The 16,545-nt window shown below is 66.1% G+C and carries 14 protein-coding genes; 8 read left to right on the top strand and 6 right to left on the bottom strand.

What is annotated here, in order from left to right:
• Window positions 1–33 precede the first annotated feature (33 nt).
• Complete coding sequence (locus tag BMZ97_RS16840) at window positions 34–930, bottom strand: LysR substrate-binding domain-containing protein (protein ID WP_092171866.1); 897 nt, start codon at window positions 928–930, stop codon at window positions 34–36.
• 89 nt (window positions 931–1,019) lie between these two features.
• Here BMZ97_RS16840 and BMZ97_RS16835 point away from each other — a divergent pair, with 89 nt between their 5' ends.
• From BMZ97_RS16835 to BMZ97_RS16805, 7 genes are all read left to right on the top strand, one after another.
• On the top strand, window positions 1,020–2,243 hold the full coding sequence (locus BMZ97_RS16835) for a pyridoxal-phosphate dependent enzyme (RefSeq protein ID WP_092172464.1): 1,224 nt from the start codon (window positions 1,020–1,022) through the stop codon (window positions 2,241–2,243).
• 2 nt (window positions 2,244–2,245) lie between these two features.
• A complete protein-coding gene (locus BMZ97_RS16830) occupies window positions 2,246–3,130 on the top strand; it encodes a transporter substrate-binding domain-containing protein (protein ID WP_210188271.1) in 885 nt (294 codons plus the stop codon).
• A 66-nt stretch (window positions 3,131–3,196) separates the two neighbouring features.
• Window positions 3,197–3,859, top strand: a complete 663-nt coding sequence (locus tag BMZ97_RS16825) for an amino acid ABC transporter permease (RefSeq protein ID WP_092171863.1) — start codon at window positions 3,197–3,199, stop codon at window positions 3,857–3,859.
• A gap of 10 nt (window positions 3,860–3,869) precedes the next feature.
• The gene (locus tag BMZ97_RS16820) at window positions 3,870–4,586 is read left to right on the top strand and encodes an amino acid ABC transporter permease (RefSeq protein ID WP_092171860.1); all 717 of its coding nucleotides are present in this window, start codon (window positions 3,870–3,872) and stop codon (window positions 4,584–4,586) included.
• 58 nt (window positions 4,587–4,644) lie between these two features.
• Complete coding sequence (gene argH, locus BMZ97_RS16815) at window positions 4,645–6,144, top strand: argininosuccinate lyase (RefSeq protein ID WP_092171858.1); 1,500 nt, start codon at window positions 4,645–4,647, stop codon at window positions 6,142–6,144.
• The gene (locus BMZ97_RS16810) at window positions 6,141–6,908 is read left to right on the top strand and encodes an amino acid ABC transporter ATP-binding protein (RefSeq protein ID WP_092171855.1); all 768 of its coding nucleotides are present in this window, start codon (window positions 6,141–6,143) and stop codon (window positions 6,906–6,908) included. Before argH ends, BMZ97_RS16810 begins: the two co-directional genes overlap by 4 nt.
• Entirely contained in the window at window positions 6,901–8,238 is a 1,338-nt protein-coding gene (locus tag BMZ97_RS16805; RefSeq protein WP_244546456.1) for an NAD(P)/FAD-dependent oxidoreductase, read from the top strand. Before BMZ97_RS16810 ends, BMZ97_RS16805 begins: the two co-directional genes overlap by 8 nt.
• A 108-nt stretch (window positions 8,239–8,346) precedes the next feature.
• Here BMZ97_RS16805 and lpdA read toward each other — a convergent pair whose 3' ends face one another.
• From lpdA to BMZ97_RS16785, 4 genes are all read right to left on the bottom strand, one after another.
• Window positions 8,347–9,744 (bottom strand): dihydrolipoyl dehydrogenase, encoded by a 1,398-nt coding sequence (lpdA, locus tag BMZ97_RS16800; RefSeq protein ID WP_092171850.1) that lies wholly within the window; start codon window positions 9,742–9,744, stop codon window positions 8,347–8,349.
• A 183-nt stretch (window positions 9,745–9,927) separates the two neighbouring features.
• Window positions 9,928–11,277: a dihydrolipoamide acetyltransferase family protein gene (locus BMZ97_RS16795; RefSeq protein WP_092171847.1), complete on the bottom strand. Its 1,350-nt coding sequence runs from the start codon at window positions 11,275–11,277 to the stop codon at window positions 9,928–9,930.
• Window positions 11,277–12,293: an alpha-ketoacid dehydrogenase subunit beta gene (locus BMZ97_RS16790; RefSeq protein ID WP_092171845.1), complete on the bottom strand. Its 1,017-nt coding sequence runs from the start codon at window positions 12,291–12,293 to the stop codon at window positions 11,277–11,279. Before BMZ97_RS16790 ends, BMZ97_RS16795 begins: the two co-directional genes overlap by 1 nt.
• Before the next feature lie 159 nt (window positions 12,294–12,452).
• The gene (locus tag BMZ97_RS16785; RefSeq protein ID WP_092171842.1) at window positions 12,453–13,700 is read right to left on the bottom strand and encodes a 3-methyl-2-oxobutanoate dehydrogenase (2-methylpropanoyl-transferring) subunit alpha; all 1,248 of its coding nucleotides are present in this window, start codon (window positions 13,698–13,700) and stop codon (window positions 12,453–12,455) included.
• 352 nt (window positions 13,701–14,052) lie between these two features.
• On the opposite strand from BMZ97_RS16785, the gene BMZ97_RS16780 reads away from it, so the two are divergent.
• On the top strand, window positions 14,053–14,547 hold the full coding sequence (locus BMZ97_RS16780; protein ID WP_092171838.1) for an Lrp/AsnC family transcriptional regulator: 495 nt from the start codon (window positions 14,053–14,055) through the stop codon (window positions 14,545–14,547).
• Between the two features lie 259 nt (window positions 14,548–14,806).
• Here the strand turns inward: BMZ97_RS16780 and BMZ97_RS16775 are convergent, their stop codons facing one another.
• Entirely contained in the window at window positions 14,807–16,063 is a 1,257-nt protein-coding gene (locus tag BMZ97_RS16775) for an aminopeptidase (protein ID WP_092171835.1), read from the bottom strand.
• Window positions 16,064–16,545: the final 482 nt, after the last annotated feature.

Below are 16,545 nucleotides of genomic sequence, written 5' to 3'. Positions count from 1 at the left end.
CTGACGCGCTCCGCGCCATGCTCCGCGAGGCGGTCATTGCGCCGGTTCGTACTGCCGCAACGCGTCGCGGACGACCTGCAGGAAGCCGTCGACGAGGACATTGGCTTCGTGATGCGTCGGAAACAGCGCATTGCCCTCGAAAACGATCGCGGGCTTGAACGGGCGGAATGCGATCCCGGTATGCCGATAGTCGTCGGCGACGATCGGGTTGACGATGCCGATACCGAGGCCCTGCCCGACCAACGCGCAGATCGTCGCCCCGAACGGCGATTCCAGCGCGAGCTGGCGCTTGACGCCCAGCCTCTCGAAGACACGGTCGACGCGCGCCCGGGCGCCGTCCTCCACCGCCAGCGAGATGAAGGATTCTCCCTCCAGATCCTCGGGGACTATGACCTCGCGGCTTGCCAACTTATGCCCTGGCGGCAGCGCGCAATAGCCCGGCAAGCTGTAGAGATGGCGGACCTCGATCGAGGGCGAACCGACGATGTTGGCGACGAAGCCGATGTCGCAATAATGCGAGGACGACCAGCGCGTCACCGTCGCCTCGCTGCGCATCTGCAGCGAGATCGTCACATTCGGATAGCGCTCCTTGAAGATGCGGATGCAGCGCGGCACGAAGCCCAGCGCCACCGCCGGCATCGCCGCGATGCGCAGACGCCCGGTACCGAAGAAGCGGATGTCCTTGGCGGCTTGCGCCAGGTTCTCCAGGCCGAGGAAGCTGCGCTCGACCTCGCGGTAGAAGGTCAGCCCCTCGTCTGTTGGCGTCAGGCGGCCGGCCTTGCGCTCGAACAGCCGCAACTCGATCGAGGCTTCGAGTTCGGCGATCAAACGGCTGATGCTGGGTTGCGAGGTGTGCAGCTCCTGCGCGGCCGCCGTCATCGAGCCGCGCAGCATGATGAGGCGAAAAGCCTCGATCTGCCTCAGGTTCATGCAAGACCCCATATCAAGAATGAATAGCAACCCGAAAAAATGAGATTTGACCAGATGGGGAGGGACCTCAATACTTTTTACCAATGGTCATGCCCTCAGCCCAAGCCTTGGCCCCGGCTCGCAATCCGCGTTTGACTGGCCTTGCCTGTCTGCGCTGCGATCTGGCTTTGCCGGTCGCGACGCATGAGGGCGGCTGTCCGCGCTGCGCGCGCGACGGGCACGCTTCCAATCTGCGCTTGGTCTATGCACCGGATGAAGCGGCGCAGGCGACGACGATCGCGCTGCCATTTCCCGGGGCGCTCTCGCTGGGCGAGGGCGGAACACCATTGGTCGAGGTCCCGGAGCTTGCCGCGGCTGTCGGCGTCGGCCGGCTGTCGCTGAAGCTCGAATGGTGCAACCCGACCGGCTCGCACAAGGACCGGATGAGCGCGCAATTGCTGGCGCGGGCGCAGGATTCTGGCGCGCGGCTGGTCGTCGCCGCGTCCAGCGGCAATGGCGGCTTGTCGGTCGCGACTTACGCGGCGCGCGCCGGCCTCGCCGCCGAGATCGCGGCGACGGATGACCTGCCGGCCTCCTATCGCCGGGCGATCAGCGCCCATGGCGCCGGCATCGTGACTTTCGCCGACAGCCTGGAGCGCTGGCGCCATCTCGCCATTCGTGTGGCGGAAGGGGCGTTCGCCGCGACCAATTATCATCTGCCGGCGGTCGGGACCGACCCGTTCGGGATCGAGGGATACAAGACGGTCGCCGCCGAGATCGCCGCATCCGCCATGCCCGATCTCGTCGTCGTGCCCTGTTCGCGTGGCGATCTGCTCTCGGGCCTGTCGCTCGGCTTCGCGGAGATCGGGCGCGGCATGCCGAGGCTGGTGGCGGCCGAACCCTTCCCGCGGCTTTCGCGGGTGATGGCGGGCGAGGATTATCGCGGCGACTTTGCCGGCGAGACCGCGCAATTCTCGATCGCCGGGAGCACCGTCACCTGGCAGGCCGTCCAGGCTTTGCGAAGCAGTAGCGGCAGCGCCGTCCCGGTCGGCGATGATGCGGTACGCGCGGCTGGCGCAAGACTTGCGGCAATCGGCTTCCACGCCGAGCTGTCGGCGGCGGCGGCACTGGCTGCGCTCGCCGAATTGGCGCGGGACGGCTCGCTTGGCGGGCGCCACGCCGTGCTGATCCTGACCGGATCGGGCTTCAGGGATTTGACTGAGATGGCGGACGAAGATTTGGGCCTCCGCGATGCGGATGGCGCGGCGGGCCGGCCTCAGTCGGAACAGAATCAACAACAGGCCAAATGGCCCGATCAGAGGGATAACGGATGACCATGACGCAGTTTCAGAGCTGGATGCAGTTTCAGACTTTGCAGTCTCGCAGCCGGCGCCTGCCGGTGCTTTCGACGCTTGCGGCCCTTGCCGCAACTGTTTTGTCCTCGGGGCTCGCGAGTGCGCAGACCCTGCCGCCGCTGCCCGCGGCGATCAAGGCCGCAGGCGTGCTCAAGGCCGGCGTGCGCTGCGACCAGCCGCCTTATGGCTACAAGGACGAGACCGGCAAGTTCGCCGGCGTCGAGACCGAGATGGCGATCCAGATCGCCGCCTGGGCCTTCGGCTCGCCCGACAAGATCGAACTGACCTGTGTGACCGCGGAGAACCGCATTCCGCAGCTCTCCGGCAAGAAGGTCGATCTGCTGATCGCGACGCTTGGCGTCACGCCCGAGCGCGCCCGTGTCATCGACTTCTCGAAGCCCTATCGCTGGGGCGGCAGCGACATCCTCGTCGCCAAGGACAGCCCGATCAAGAAGCTCGACGATGTCGCCGGCAAGATCGTGATCATGCTGAAGGGCTCGACCCAGGCGAAATGGTTCGAGGACAATATGCCGAAGGTCGACAACCTCAGGCTGAATACGGCTTCCGACGCCTTGCAGTCGCTGAAGCAGGGGCGCGGCGATGCCTATACCCATGATGCGGCGACGCTGATCGTGATCGCGGCCAAGGACCCGACCCTGCGCCTCGTCGGGGAGCCCTTCGCGATTTCCGATGCCGCCATCGGCGTGCGCAAGAACGAGGCGGAATGGCTCGCCTATGTCGATGCCGCGCTCGACCGGATGAAGGCCGAGGGCCTCTACGCGAAATGGGTCGAGAAGTGGATCCCGGCCGATATCCGGCCCTTCTACACCGAGGCCTTCGAGAAGCCGAAGCCGACGGCACGCTGAGCCGCGATTGCCGGGGCGGCGTCGCCGCTCCGGCCATGTCTTCGTCGCGCAGGGGATATCCGCAGGATGGAATTCGACCTCGCCTATCTGATGGCGCAAGGGCCGGCGCTGATGCGCGGCCTGTGGCTGACCGTGCAGGTCAGCGCGATCTCCATCGTGCTGTCGATCGTCATCGGGTTGATGGGCGCAGCAGTCAGGGTGCTGAAGCTGCCAGTGCTGGACAAGCTCGTCATCGGTTACGTCGAGTTCATCCGCAACACGCCGCTGCTCGCCCAGCTCTTCTTCATCTTCTACGGGCTGCCGTCGATCGGTCTCAAGCTCTCGCTGTTCTGGTCGGGCGTGCTGAGCCTGACGCTTTGGGCCGGCGCTTATCAGGTCGAGAACATCCGCGGCGGGCTGGAGACGGTCGCGAAAGGCCTGCGCGAGGCAGCCTTTTCGCTGGGCCTGACACCCTGGCGCTTCTTCCGCCTGATCGCGGCGCCGATGGCGATCCGAGTCGGCCTGCCCTCGATGCTCAACACCTCGATCTCGCTGTTGAAGAACTCCTCCTATCTCCAGGCGATCGGGCTGGCCGAGCTCACCTATGTCGCGATCGACCGCATCTCGATGGATTTCCGCACGATCGAGATGTTCGTCGCGATCTGCGTGATCTATCTCGCGCTCGTCCTGGTGCTTTCCGTCTTCGCCAACCGTCTCGAGAACCGGCTGAACAAGCCGTTCCGGGTTTGAGGAGGCGGGCATGACACTCCTCGTCAAGAACCTGCCCTTCATCCTCCAGGGCATCGGCATGACCCTGGCGCTGGCGCTGGCGACGCTGCTGATCTCGACCGTGATCGCCTTCATCCTGGGCATCCTGGCGACCCTGCGCTTCCGCTGGCTGCGCTGGCTGGTCAAGGCCTATGTCGAACTGTTCCGCGACATCCCGCTGATCGTGAACATCTTCTTCGTCTTCTTCGTCGCGCCGCTGTTTGGCATGGAGCTGTCGCCTTTCGCGGCCGTCACGGTCGGCCTCTCGCTCTGGGGCAGTGCCAACGGCACCGAGATCGTGCGCGCCGGCTTCGCCTCGGTGTCCAGGCATCAGTGGCAAAGCGCAGCCGCGCTCGGGCTCAAGCCCTGGGAGGTCTATCTCTTCATCACCGGCCCGCAGGCGTTGCGCTCGATCCTGCCGCCCTTCGTCGGCTTGCTGACATTGCTCGTGCAGGCGACCTCGCTCGGCGCCCTCGTCGGCGTCAGCGAGTTCTTCAAGGTCGGGCAGATCATCGTCGAGCGCACCACGATGATGGAGGGCTGGAACCCGGCCTTCACCGTCTATGGCGCGGTGCTGCTGATCTATTTCGTGATCTGCTCGGCGCTGACCTGGTTTGGCCGCTGGCTCGAACGCCGCCTGAAGAACGACCAGCGCAGGCCTGCCTCGGCGGGCCCGCTGCTCGTGAAGCCGCTGACGCAGCTGCCCTGACTCTTTCCACACAAGACAATACCTGCCGCACAACAAGACAACGCCTGAGGATATCGCCATGGAATCGAAAGTCAGCCGCCGCTTGACCGAGACGGTCGCGCAGGAAGTCTGCGACCATATCTACGGGCCGCGCCTCGCCCGCGATTTCCGCGCCGTCTTCGGCTACATGACCGATCTCAATCAGGCCCATGTGCTGATGCTGGCGCGCTGCGGGCTGATCTCGCCTGATGCCGCCAGGACGCTCGCGGCCGGCCTGCTGCGCATGGAGGAGGAGGGGCCCGAGGTCGTCGAGCTCGATCCGCAGCGCGAGGATTCCTACTTCAATTACGAGGCCCATCTGATCAAGCTGATCGGCACGGATGCGGGCGGTCGCATGCATATCGCCCGCAGCCGCAACGATCTTACCGCCGGGCTCGATCGCTTACGCGCCCGCGATCTCCTGCTCGACGCCGGACAGGCTTTGCTCCAGGTCGAGGAGCACGCGCTCGACGGCGCCTTTCGCTTCCGCGACGCCGTGATGCCGGGCTACACCCATCTGCAGCCGGCCCAGCCCGTGACCTATGGCTTCTACCTCGCCGGCGTGGCGCAATCCTTCGAGCGCGATTTCGGCCGGCTCGCCGATGCCTGGGCGCGCACCAATATCAGCCCGCTCGGTGCAGGTGCGCTTGCCGGCACGACCTTCGCCATCGACCGGCATGCGGTCGCAGCCACGCTCGGCTTCGAGGGACTGATCGAGAACACGCTCGATGCGGTGGCGACCCGCGATTTCGGCCTCGAGATCCTGGCCGATCTCTCGCAGATCGCGATCGGCTGGAGCCGCGTCGCGCAGGATTATCACGTGCTGGTCTCGCATGAGTTCCAGACGATCGAATTCCCCGATCGCGTCACCGGCACCTCCAGCATCATGCCGCAGAAGAAGAACCCGGTCGTGCTGGAGCACCTCAAGGGCAAGGCTGGCCATCTGCTCGGGCTTTATGTCGCCTCTGCCACTGCGGTGAAAGGCACACATTTCACCAACACGATCGACGGCAACCGCGAGGGCATGCGCGGCGTCTGGGAAGCGGGCGAGGAAGCGCTGCGCTGCCTTGCCCTGTTCGACCTGATCATCGCCACCGGCCGACCCAACGCCGCCCTGATGAAGCGCCGCGTCACTGAGGATTTCGCTTCGGCGACGGACCTTGCCGATGTGCTGGTGCGCGACGCCGACCTCTCCTTCCGCGAGGCGCATCACATCGTCGGCGCCGTCGTGCGCGCGGCGATGGATCGCGGGCTCGCGGCTGATGGCATCACGACCGAAATGGTCGATGACGCGGCTCGCGACCAGATCGGCCGGCCGCTCGGCCTGTCGCCGGAGCTCGTGCGCGTCAGCCTGGACCCGACCGCAAGCGTCGCGGCCCGCATCCTGCCGGGCGGCCCGGCGCCTGAGGCCGTTGCGCGCTCGGTCGAGGCGGCCCAAGTGCGGCTGGAGACGCGCCGCGCCGACCTCGCCGGCAAGCGCAGCCGCTTGCAGCAGGCGCGCGAAGCCCTGAAGCGCGATATGCGCCAGCTTGCCTCATGAGCCAAGCCAGCCCGCTGATCTCGCTGAAAGGCATCGGCAAGCGCTTCGGTTCACATGCTGCGCTGCAGGGCATCGATCTCGATGTCGCGGCCGGCAGCGTCGTCGTGCTGATCGGTCCGAGCGGCTCGGGCAAGAGCACGCTGATCCGCTGCATCAACGGGCTGGTGCGTCCCGATGAGGGCTCGCTGACGGTCGCCGGCCGGGCTGTCGACATCCATGACGAGGGCGCCTGGCAGGGGCTGCGGACGCAAATCGGCATGGTCTTCCAGGACTATGCGCTGTTTCCGCATCTCACCATTCTGCGCAACATGACGCTGACGCCGCAGCGTCGCCGCAAGCTGCCGCGCGCGGTCGCGGAGGATGAGGCGCGCAAGCTGCTCGCGCGCATCGGCCTCGCCCATAAGGCCGATGACTATCCCTCGGCGCTGTCGGGCGGGCAGCAGCAGCGCATCGCCATCGTCAGGGCGCTCGCCATGCAGCCCATGGCGATCCTGTTCGACGAGCCGACCTCGGCGCTCGACCCAGAGACCATCAGCGGCGTGCTCGACGTGATGCGCGATCTCGCCCGCGACGGCACCACCATGGTCGTCGTCACCCATGAGATGGGCTTTGCCCGCGAGGTCGCCGACCGTGTCGTCTTCATGGCCGATGGCCGCATCGTCGAGCAGGGGCCGCCCGCCGAATTCTTCGCCAATCCACGACACGAGCGCAGCCGCGCCTTCCTGTCCAACATCAGATCTTTTGGGGAGGCGAACCATGCCTGACCAGACTACCATGCCTGACCAGACCGGCGTGCTGGCGCCGAACTTCACCACCGATCCCTATTGGTGGGATGCGGCTCCGCCCGAGTCAGCGCGCGATCCCTTGCCGACGCAGACCGACGTGCTCGTCGTCGGCTCCGGCTATTGCGGGCTTTCGGCTGCAGCCGAGCTTGCGCGCAACGGCGTCGACGTGACCGTGGTCGATGCCGAGGAATTGGGGGCGGGCGCCTCGACGCGCTCCGGCGGCATGGTCTCCAGCGGCCAGAAGCTCGTCATCGGCGGCGCGATCAAGGGCGTCGATGCAGCGCGGATGGAGCGGCTGCTGGAGGATTCGCTCGCCTCCTACGATCATCTCAAGACATTGATCCGCGAGCAGGGGCTCGATGCCGATCTCGCCGTGCTCGGGCGCTATTTCGGTGCGCATGTGCCCAGCCATTACGACCGCTTGCGCCGTCAGGGCGAACTCCTGGCGAAGCATACCGGCGTCACCGTCCACGACATCCCCAAGGCCCGCCAGCACGAGATCACCGCGACGGATTTCTATCATGGCGGCATCGTCATCGACGATTATGGCGGGCTTCATCCGGCGAAATACCACCGCGCGCTGCGCCACCTCGCCGCCGCCAATGGCGCGACCCTGCGTTCGCATGCTCCAGTCCTGAAGGTCGGCCCGGCCGAGGGCGGTTTCCACATGGTCGAGACCGGTCGCGGCATGATCCGCGCCCGCAACGTCTTCTTCGGCACGAATGGCTACACCGACAAGGCGCAGCCTTATCTGCAGAAGCGCATCGTGCCGGTGCGCAGCTATCAGATCGCGACCGAGCCGCTGCCGCCCGAGCTCATGGCCGAGATCAATCCCGGCCGGCGCATGATCACCGACAGCAAGCGCGAGTTGATCTATAGCCGCCCCTCGCCGGACGGCACGCGCATCCTCTTCGGCAGCCGGCCGGGCATGTTCAGCATGGCGGAGCGCGAGGCGGCACTGAGCCTCCATGCGATGATGCTGAAGGTCTGGCCGCAACTCGCGGGCTACAAGGTCACGCATTGCTGGAGCGGCAAGGTCGGCATGACCGCCGACAAGATCGCCCATATGGGCCGCCGCGACGGCGTCGATTTCGCCATTGGCTGCAACGGCAACGGCGTCGCACTGATGAGCTATCTCGGCCATCAATCGGCGCTGAAGCTGCTGGGCCGGCAGAACCGGGCCTGTGCCTTCGATGATCCGGCCTTCCCGCAGGTGCCGCTCTATAACGGCACGCCCTGGTTCCTGCCGATCGTCAGCGGCTGGTATCATCTGCAGGACGCGATCGACCGGCGCATGGCGCGGTTTTAGACCGCAAACCGGCTCTCAGAGCCATTTGGAGACACCGGCCCCCGTCCTGAGGAACGCCGCAGGCGTAAGTCTCGAAGGATGAGGGCTCGCGGCGTTTCAAACAGCCTTTCAGATGTGGATGGCGTGACCCAGCGCCATCAAGGCCGCTTCCTGCACGGCTTCGCCAAGCGTCGGATGGGCGTGGATCGTGCCGGCGATGTCCTCCAGCGTCGCGCCCATCTCGATGGCGAGGCCGAAGGTCGAGGACAGCTCCGAGACGCCCTGGCCGACCGCCTGGATGCCGAGCACCAGCTGCGTCTGCGCCTGCGCGACGATGCGGACAAAACCCTGCTCTCCATGGCGAGTCATGGCTCGCCCATTGGCTGCGAACGGGAATTTCCCGGTCTTGATCTCGAGCCCGGCCTTGCTGGCCTCCTCCGGCGAGGGCCCGACCGAGACGATCTCGGGGTCGGTGAAGCAGACCGCCGGAATGCAGCGCTTGTCCCAGGCGCGCGGCAGCCCGGCGGCGATCTCGGCCACCATCTCGCCCTGGGCCATGGCGCGATGCGCAAGCATCGGCTCGCCGGTGACGTCGCCGATGGCATGGATGCCGCGCATCGAGGTCTCGCAGCGCTCGCCGATGCGGATGAAGCGGCCATCCATGTCGAGCACGAGTTCCTCGAGGCCGAGCCCGTTGGTGACCGGCGCCCGGCCGACCGTGACGAGGACCTGGTCGGCTTCGATGCGCTTTTCTTCACCCGCAGCGGTTTCGATGAGCACCGCGTCGCCCTTTGGCGTCATGCCGCGGGCTTTCGCGCCGAGCAGGACCTCGACGCCGAGGCTGGCGAGGTGCTTGGCGACGGGCGTAGTCAGTTCGGCGTCATAGAGCGGCAGGATGCTTGCCTGAGCCTCGACGACCGTGACTTTCGTGCCGAGCTTGGCGAAGGCGGTGCCGAGTTCCAGCCCGATATAGCCGCCGCCGACCACGGCGAGCCGCTTGGGAACCTCGGTCAGCGCCAGCGCGCCGGTCGAGGAGATGACATTGCCGCCGAAGGGCAGGAAGGGCAGTTCGACCGGAGCCGACCCCGTCGCGATCACGATCGTCTCGGCCTTGATCGTTCGCGGCCCGGTCTCGGTCTCGACGATGACGGTCTTGCCGTCGCGGAAGCGGGCGCGGCCATGGACGATCTTGACCTTGGACTTGCGCAGAAGCGCGGCGACGCCGTTGTTGAGGCGCTGGACGATACCGTCCTTCCAAGCCACGGCCTGCTTCAGGTCGAGCTTGGGAGCCGAGGCCGTGAGGCCGAAGGGGGTCTTGCCGGCGGCGGCATGGGCTGCCTTCTCGAATTCCTCGGCGACATGGATCATCGCCTTGGACGGAATGCAGCCGACATTCAGGCAGCTGCCGCCGAGCTTGGTGCTCTCGACGATGACGGTGTCGAGGCCGAGCTGGCCGGCGCGGATGGCGCAGACATAGCCGCCGGGACCGGCGCCGATGACGAGCAGCTTGCAGGTGATTTCTGTCATGGCCTGTTCTCCACCTGCACTCGAACTGTTTTGCACCTGAACCACAGGGTCGTCCCGGACGCAGCGAAGCGGAGATCCGGGACCCATGCCTGAGCATAGTTCGGCAATGCTCCGGCATGGGTCCCGGGTCGAGCTGCGCCCGCCCGGGACGACGCGGAGGTTCTTGCGCGTCGTCCGGACACTTCAGACATCGATGAACAGCGTGGCCGGATTCTCCAGCAGCTCCTTGAGGCGCTGCACGAAGACGGCGGCGTCCCAGCCATCGACGACGCGGTGGTCGAAGCTCGACGACAGGTTCATCATCTTGCGCGGCACGAAGGTGGTGCCGTCCCAGACCGGTCGGATCATCATCTTGTTGACGCCGACGATCGCGACTTCCGGATGGTTGATCACCGGTGTCGTCGCGATGCCGCCGAGCGCGCCGAGCGAGGTGATGGTGATGGTCGAGCCGGTGAGCTCGTCACGCGTCGCGGTGCCGTCCCGCGCCCGCTCAGTGATGCGGTTGAGTTCGATGCCGCAGCCCCAGATGTCGCGCGCCTCGGCATGCTTGACCACCGGCACCATCAGCCCCGTCGGCGTCTGCGTCGCGATGCCGATATGGATGCCGGCATGCTGGTGGATGACGCCGGCATCGTCGTCATAGAGCGCGTTGAGGTTCGGCTGCTCCGAGATCGCCTTCACCATCGCTCGCATCAGGAAAGGCAGCAAGGTCAGCTTCGGGCGTTCGGGCGCAGGCTTTTTGTTCAACGTCGCGCGCAAATCCTCGAGCGGGGTGACGTTGATCTCCTCGACGATGGTGATGTGCGGGATGCGCGATTTCGACAGCGCCATCTTCTCGGCGATCTTGCGCCTGAGGCCGACGACCTTGATGTCGGTGACGGCACTCTTCTGGGACAGGCCAGGCGCGCGCTCGGCCTCGGGGCCGCGCAGCAGGAACGCGTCGAGATCCTCATGCAGGATGCGCCCGGCGGGGCCTGTGCCGGAGAGCTGGCGCAGATCGATGCCGGCCTCGCGCGCTTTCAGGCGTACGGCCGGCGAAGCGAGCGGCTTTTCGCCGGGCGCGCGACGCGGCGCGGGGTCTTGAGCGGTCGCCTGGACCACGCCGCGCGTCGGCTTTGGCACCGTCATCGCCTTGGGCGGCTCGACGGTTGGTGCGGGTTTTTGTGCTTCGGTTTTAGGCGCTTCGGCTTTCGCAGCCGGGGCTTCGGCCGCTGCGACTGGCTTTGAGGCGGGCTTGGGTGCTTCCTTGGGCGCTTCGGGCTCGGCCGCTGGCTCCTCCGCCCCGGCTGCGCCCGCGACCTTGAGCTTCACCAGGGCCGAGCCGATTGCGACGGTGTCGCCGATTTCGGCGCCGATCCAGGTGACCTCCCCGTCGACGGGGGAGGGGATCTCCACCGTTGCCTTGTCGGTCATCACGGCGGCGAGCAGGTCGTCCTCGCGGATGATGTCGCCGATTTTGACGTGCCATTCGACCAGTTCCGCTTCGGCGATGCCCTCGCCGACATCGGGCAGCTTGATGATGCGCTCGGCCATCAGCGGCTCTCCATGATCTGGCGAAGGGCCGCCCCGACGCGGGCCGGGCCGGGGAAGTAGTCCCATTCCTGGGCGTGCGGATAGGGCGTATCCCAGCCGGTGACGCGCATGATCGGCGCTTCGAGATGGTAGAAGCAGTGCTCCTGAACCAGCGCGGTCAGCTCCGCGCCAAATCCCGATGTCAGCGTCGCCTCATGCAGCACGATGCAGCGGCCGGTCTTCTGGACCGAGGCCAGGATCGCGTCGAGGTCGAGCGGCAGCAGCGTGCGCAGGTCGATCACCTCTGCATCGATGCCGCTCTCCTCGACGGCGGCGAGCGCGACATGGACCATGGTGCCATAGGTCACGATGGTGACGGCTGCGCCCTCGCGGCGGATCGCGGCCTTGCCGAGCGGCAGGGCGAAATGCCCGTCGGGCACCTCGCCCAGATCATGCTTCGACCAGGGCGTTACCGGCCGGTCGTGATGGCCGTCGAAGGGGCCGTTATAGAGCCGCTTCGGCTCGAGGAAGATCACGGGATCCGGATCCTCGATCGCCGCGATCAGCAGGCCCTTGGCGTCATAGGGGTTGGACGGCACCACGGTCTTCAGGCCCGAGACATGGGTGAAGAGCGCTTCGGGGCTCTGGCTGTGGGTCTGCCCGCCGAAGATGCCGCCGCCGGTCGGCATGCGGATGACCAACGGGCAGGTAAAATCGCCGGCCGAGCGGTAGCGCAGCCGCGCCGCTTCCGAGACGATCTGGTCATAGGCCGGATACATGTAGTCGGCGAACTGGATCTCGACGCAGGGGCGCAGCCCATAGGCCGCCATGCCGATGGCGGTGCCGACGATGCCGGCCTCGCTGATCGGCGCGTCAAAACAGCGATTGACGCCGTATTTCTGCTGTAGCCCATGGGTGCAGCGGAAGACGCCGCCGAAGAAGCCGACATCCTCGCCATAGACCACGACATTCTCGTCGCGCCCCATCGAAACATCCAGGCCTGAGCGGATCGCCTCGATCATCGTCATCCGGGCCATTAGACGAGACCTCCGTCGGTGAGGCGGCGGGAGCATTTCGTCATGGTCGGCCTTGTGCCGACCATCCACGTCTTCCCTAGGCGAATGTGGCGTTCAAGACGTGGATGCTCGCCACAAGGGCGAGCATGACGGCGAGGGAGACGACGCGAAGCAACCATCTCACACCCCGATCTGCTGGCGCTGCCGGCGCAGATGCGGCGGCAATTCGGCGTAGACATCCTCGAACATGTCGCGGGCCGAGGGTTTCGAGCCGGAATGCAAGGTGCCGAAGCTCTCGGCCTCCTTCTGCGCGGCGATGACGGTTTCCAGGATCTCGGCCTCGGTCTGCTTGTGGCGCTCCTCCGACCAGGCCCCCGCTGCGATGAGGTGGTTCTTCAAGCGGATCAGCGGATCGCCCAGCGGCCAGCCATCCGATTCATGCTTCGGCCTGTAAGCGGACGGGTCGTCAGAGGTTGAATGCGCGCCGGCGCGATAGGTCACGTATTCGATCAGCGTCGGTCCGAGATTGCGCCGCGCCCGTTCGATCGCCCATTGCGCGACGGCGTAGACCGCGAGGTAGTCATTGCCGTCGACCCGCAGCGCCGGGATGCCGAAGCCGAGGCCGCGCGCCGCGAAGGTGCCGGAGCCACCGCGCGCGATGCCCTGGAAGGTCGAGATCGCCCACTGGTTGTTGACGACGTTGAGGACGATGGGCGCCTTGTAGGTCGAGGCGAAGACGAGCGCGGCGTGGAAGTCGGATTCCGCCGTCGAACCGTCTCCGACCCAGGCGGCCGCGATCCTGGTGTCGCCCTTGATGGCCGAGGCCATGGCCCAGCCGACGGCCTGGACGAACTGGGTGGTGAGGTTGCCCGAGATCGAGAAGAAGCCGTGCTCTTTTGATGAATACATCACCGGCAATTGCCGGCCCTTCAGCGGGTCGCGCTCATTCGAGTAGATCTGGCACATCATGTCGACGAGCGGGTAGTCGTGGGCGATCAGCAGCCCAGCCTGGCGATAGGTCGGGAAGTTCATGTCGCCGGGCGAGAGCGCGATGCGGAAGGCGCAGCTCACGGCCTCCTCGCCGGTGTGCTGCATGTAGAAGGAGGTCTTGCCCTGGCGCTGGGCCATCTGCATGCGGGCGTCGAAGCTGCGCAGCGTCATCATATGGCGCAGGCCGCGGATCAACTCGTCATGGCCGAGCTCCGGAACCCAGGGACCGACAGCCTGGCCCTCGCGATCGAGCACGCGGATGATCGAATAGGCGAGGTCGCGGATCTCCTTGGGGTCGACATCGACCGGCGGGCGGCGCACCGAACCTGCCTCCGGAATCACGACATTGGAGAAATCGGGCTTGCCGCCGGGTCGGCTCGCCGGCTCGGGCACATGGAAATGCAAGGGTGCCTGCGAACTGGGCGTTTGCGAACTCATGGTCGCACTCCTGCAGGGGCGGGCACCAAGCCTCGCCGCCGGTCTCGGGTCAGATCAAACGCCCGCTCACGGCCGATGTCCACGGCGACCGGCGCGACGCGGCGGCGTGGCGCGGGCATGGCGAGCGGGATGGGCTGAACGGATGAGACGACAGCGCAAAACGCGGCTTCGGCAGCGCTGCCGGCCGGTTCCTTGATCACGATCCGCCTCTGCGTGCGCTTCGTCACCGCTCTCTCCCTTGGACAAAAGGCTAGCCCGTCCCAGGAAAAGAAACCTCCCGTAAATACCTGTGTTATGGCATTCTAGCGGAATGATCTTCTGTAAATTGCGATTCTGACAGAATGGATTCCCGATGGCTGCGAAACCCAAACGTCCTGACGATCTCGACGCCATCGACAGGCGGATCCTGTCGGCGCTGCGGGCCGATGGGCGCCTGACCACGCAGGCGCTGGCCGAGAAGGTCGGGCTTTCGCCCTCGCCCTGCTGGACGCGGGTCAAGCGGCTCGAGGAGAGCGGCGTCATCGAGAACTATGTCGCGGTGCTCAACCACGGCGCGCTCGGGCTCAGCAACACCGTCTTCGTCGAGGTGACGCTCGACAAGCATGACGACAAGGTGCTCGACCTGTTCGGCGAGGCGCTGGCGCGGACGCCCGAGGTCATCGAGGCCTATCTCGTCACCGGCGACTATGATTTTCTGGTCAAGGTCGTGGTCAGCGGCACCGACCATTACGAGCGCTTCCTGCGCGAAACGCTTTATCGCCTGCCCGGCATTAGGCAGACGCGGACGACCTTCGGATTGAGGGCGCTGAAGCGCGCCATCTCGGTCGACCCGCTGCAGATGCGCTGAGCGCTGTTTGGAAACTCCGCTTCGATCCGGGATGACGGCGCGCGTCATGGTCGGGCTTGACCCGACCATCTCTGATTTCAGCCAGCTGGTCGTGAGATTCTCGGGGCAAGCCCGAGAATGACGCCCTACGATGGATTCCGGATCTGCGCCGCTAACGCGGCTTGTCCGGAATGACGGCGCGGGGGATTCAAGCGATCGGAAGCCCTCAAGATGAGGGCTCAGGACGTGTCCAAACAGTCTCCGAACAGGTCGGGGCGGCTTACGCCCATTCGCCTCGTCTGAAGACCGGCACCGCGCTGCCGTCGGCGCTGAGGCCGTCGATGTCGATCTGGTCCGAGCCAATCATCCAGTCGATATGAATGAAGCTCTTATTGCCGCCCTGCTCGGCGATCTGCTCCGGTGTCAGCTTCGCGCCGTCGATGAAGCATTTCGAATAGCACTGGCCGAGCGCGATATGGCAGGCGGCGTTCTCGTCGAAGAGCGTGTTGAAGAACAGCAGCCCGCTTTTCGAGATCGGCGAGGAATGCGGCACCAGGGCGACCTCGCCGAGGCGGCGCGAGCCGTCATCGGTATCGAGCACCTTGTTCAGGACCTCCTCGCCGCGCGTGGCCTTGGCCTCGACGATGCGGCCTTCCTCGAAGCGCACCGCGATATTGTCGATCAGCGTGCCCTGATAGGAGAGCGGCTTGGTGCTGGAGACATGACCCTGGACGCGCCGGGCATGAGGCGTGGTGAAGACCTCTTCGGTGGGGATATTGGCGTTGCAGGTGACGCCGTTCTTGGCGGTGGAGGAGCCGCCCTGCCATTCATGGCCGTCGGCCAGCCCAACCGTCAGATCCGTGCCGGGCCCGCGGAAGCGAAGCGCCTGGAAGCGCTGCCCGTTGAGCCATTCCCTGCGGCTGCGCAGCGCGGCGTTATGGGCAGTCCATGCCGCGATCGGATCGTCGAGATCGACCCGCGAGGCCGCGAAGATGGCGTCGGCGAGCTTGGCGACAGCGATCTCCTCAGCATCATCGGGAAAGACCTGCCTGGCCCAGGAGGCGCTGGGATAGGCGAGGATGTTCCAGTTGATGTCGAAGCCGGTGATCTTCTCCAGGGCCGGGCGATAGGCGATGGAGTTGGCCTTGCTGGCGCGCGAGACCTTGGCTGCGTCCTCGCCCGAGAGCAGCATCGGATTGTCGCCGACGACGGCGAGCCGCGCCGTATTGTTGGCGAAGGCTTTTGCCACGCCCTCATGGAGCCAGCCGGCGGCACGGTCGAAGCTCTCATCGGGCGCGAAGCGGTAGCGCGCCAGCGTGATCTCCTCATCCGAGAAGATCGGCGTCACGAGGCCGGCGCCGGCCTTGTAGGCATGCTCGGCGATGCGGCGCACCAGCGGCAGCGCGGCGATCGGCGCCGTCAGGAACAGATCCTGGCCAGGCTGCAGATTGAGCCCGACCCGGATGGCGACTTCGGCGAGCTTGTCGAGCTTCACGGGGTCGATCGCGGGAGAGGTGGCGGGCTGGTGCAAGGTCATGGGAGATGGTCCGGCTCAGATTCGGGCAAGGCGCCCATTGCTCGCGGAAATCGCCGCCGGGTCAACCTCGCCGAGCCCCGGCCGGTGGCTGAAAGGCGGCGCTGCGATGAAAAGCGCGTGAGCGCCGGATCAAGCACCTTGCTGATGCGTTGCGCCTTCGGCCACCTGAAGCGCGGTGCGATGACCATCGAAACGGAAGCGCAAGGCCGGGCGGCGGAACCGCTGAAGGCTCTGGCGACGGATGAAAAACGGGAGGCGCGGCATGAGGACAACAATAGCTGGGCGGAGCGAGGCACAATGAGGCTGAGGCCTGCACTGGTGCTGTCGCTGACGATGGCGCTGCTCGCCGCGCTTCCAGCGACTGCGCAGCTTGTCGGGACGCCAGGCAATGGCCCGCTCACGCCCGATGGTCCTCGGCGCGGTCTCGGTCCGCCCTCGATCACCGATAATGTGCCCGATCTCCGATTGCACTCGGATGGAGG

Source organism: Allobosea sp. OK403 (assembly GCF_900113835.1).
GTDB lineage: Bacteria > Pseudomonadota > Alphaproteobacteria > Rhizobiales > Beijerinckiaceae > Allobosea.
Note: the sequence above shows the minus strand (reverse complement) of the source record. Positions and strands in the feature narration are given on the sequence as shown.

Bases quoted from the DNA above. Each gene is read 5' to 3' on its own strand.
- BMZ97_RS16840 (WP_092171866.1), bottom strand. From the start codon at position 930: ATGAACCTGAGGCAGATCGAGGCTTTTCGCCTCATCATGCTGCGCGGC.
- BMZ97_RS16835 (WP_092172464.1), top strand. From the start codon at position 1,020: ATGCCCTCAGCCCAAGCCTTGGCCCCGGCTCGCAATCCGCGTTTGACT.
- BMZ97_RS16830 (WP_210188271.1), top strand. From the start codon at position 2,246: ATGACGCAGTTTCAGAGCTGGATGCAGTTTCAGACTTTGCAGTCTCGC.
- BMZ97_RS16825 (WP_092171863.1), top strand. From the start codon at position 3,197: ATGGAATTCGACCTCGCCTATCTGATGGCGCAAGGGCCGGCGCTGATG.
- BMZ97_RS16820 (WP_092171860.1), top strand. From the start codon at position 3,870: ATGACACTCCTCGTCAAGAACCTGCCCTTCATCCTCCAGGGCATCGGC.
- argH (WP_092171858.1), top strand. From the start codon at position 4,645: ATGGAATCGAAAGTCAGCCGCCGCTTGACCGAGACGGTCGCGCAGGAA.
- BMZ97_RS16810 (WP_092171855.1), top strand. From the start codon at position 6,141: ATGAGCCAAGCCAGCCCGCTGATCTCGCTGAAAGGCATCGGCAAGCGC.
- BMZ97_RS16805 (WP_244546456.1), top strand. From the start codon at position 6,901: ATGCCTGACCAGACTACCATGCCTGACCAGACCGGCGTGCTGGCGCCG.
- lpdA (WP_092171850.1), bottom strand. From the start codon at position 9,744: ATGACAGAAATCACCTGCAAGCTGCTCGTCATCGGCGCCGGTCCCGGC.
- BMZ97_RS16795 (WP_092171847.1), bottom strand. From the start codon at position 11,277: ATGGCCGAGCGCATCATCAAGCTGCCCGATGTCGGCGAGGGCATCGCC.
- BMZ97_RS16790 (WP_092171845.1), bottom strand. From the start codon at position 12,293: ATGGCCCGGATGACGATGATCGAGGCGATCCGCTCAGGCCTGGATGTT.
- BMZ97_RS16785 (WP_092171842.1), bottom strand. From the start codon at position 13,700: ATGAGTTCGCAAACGCCCAGTTCGCAGGCACCCTTGCATTTCCATGTG.
- BMZ97_RS16780 (WP_092171838.1), top strand. From the start codon at position 14,053: ATGGCTGCGAAACCCAAACGTCCTGACGATCTCGACGCCATCGACAGG.
- BMZ97_RS16775 (WP_092171835.1), bottom strand. From the start codon at position 16,063: ATGACCTTGCACCAGCCCGCCACCTCTCCCGCGATCGACCCCGTGAAG.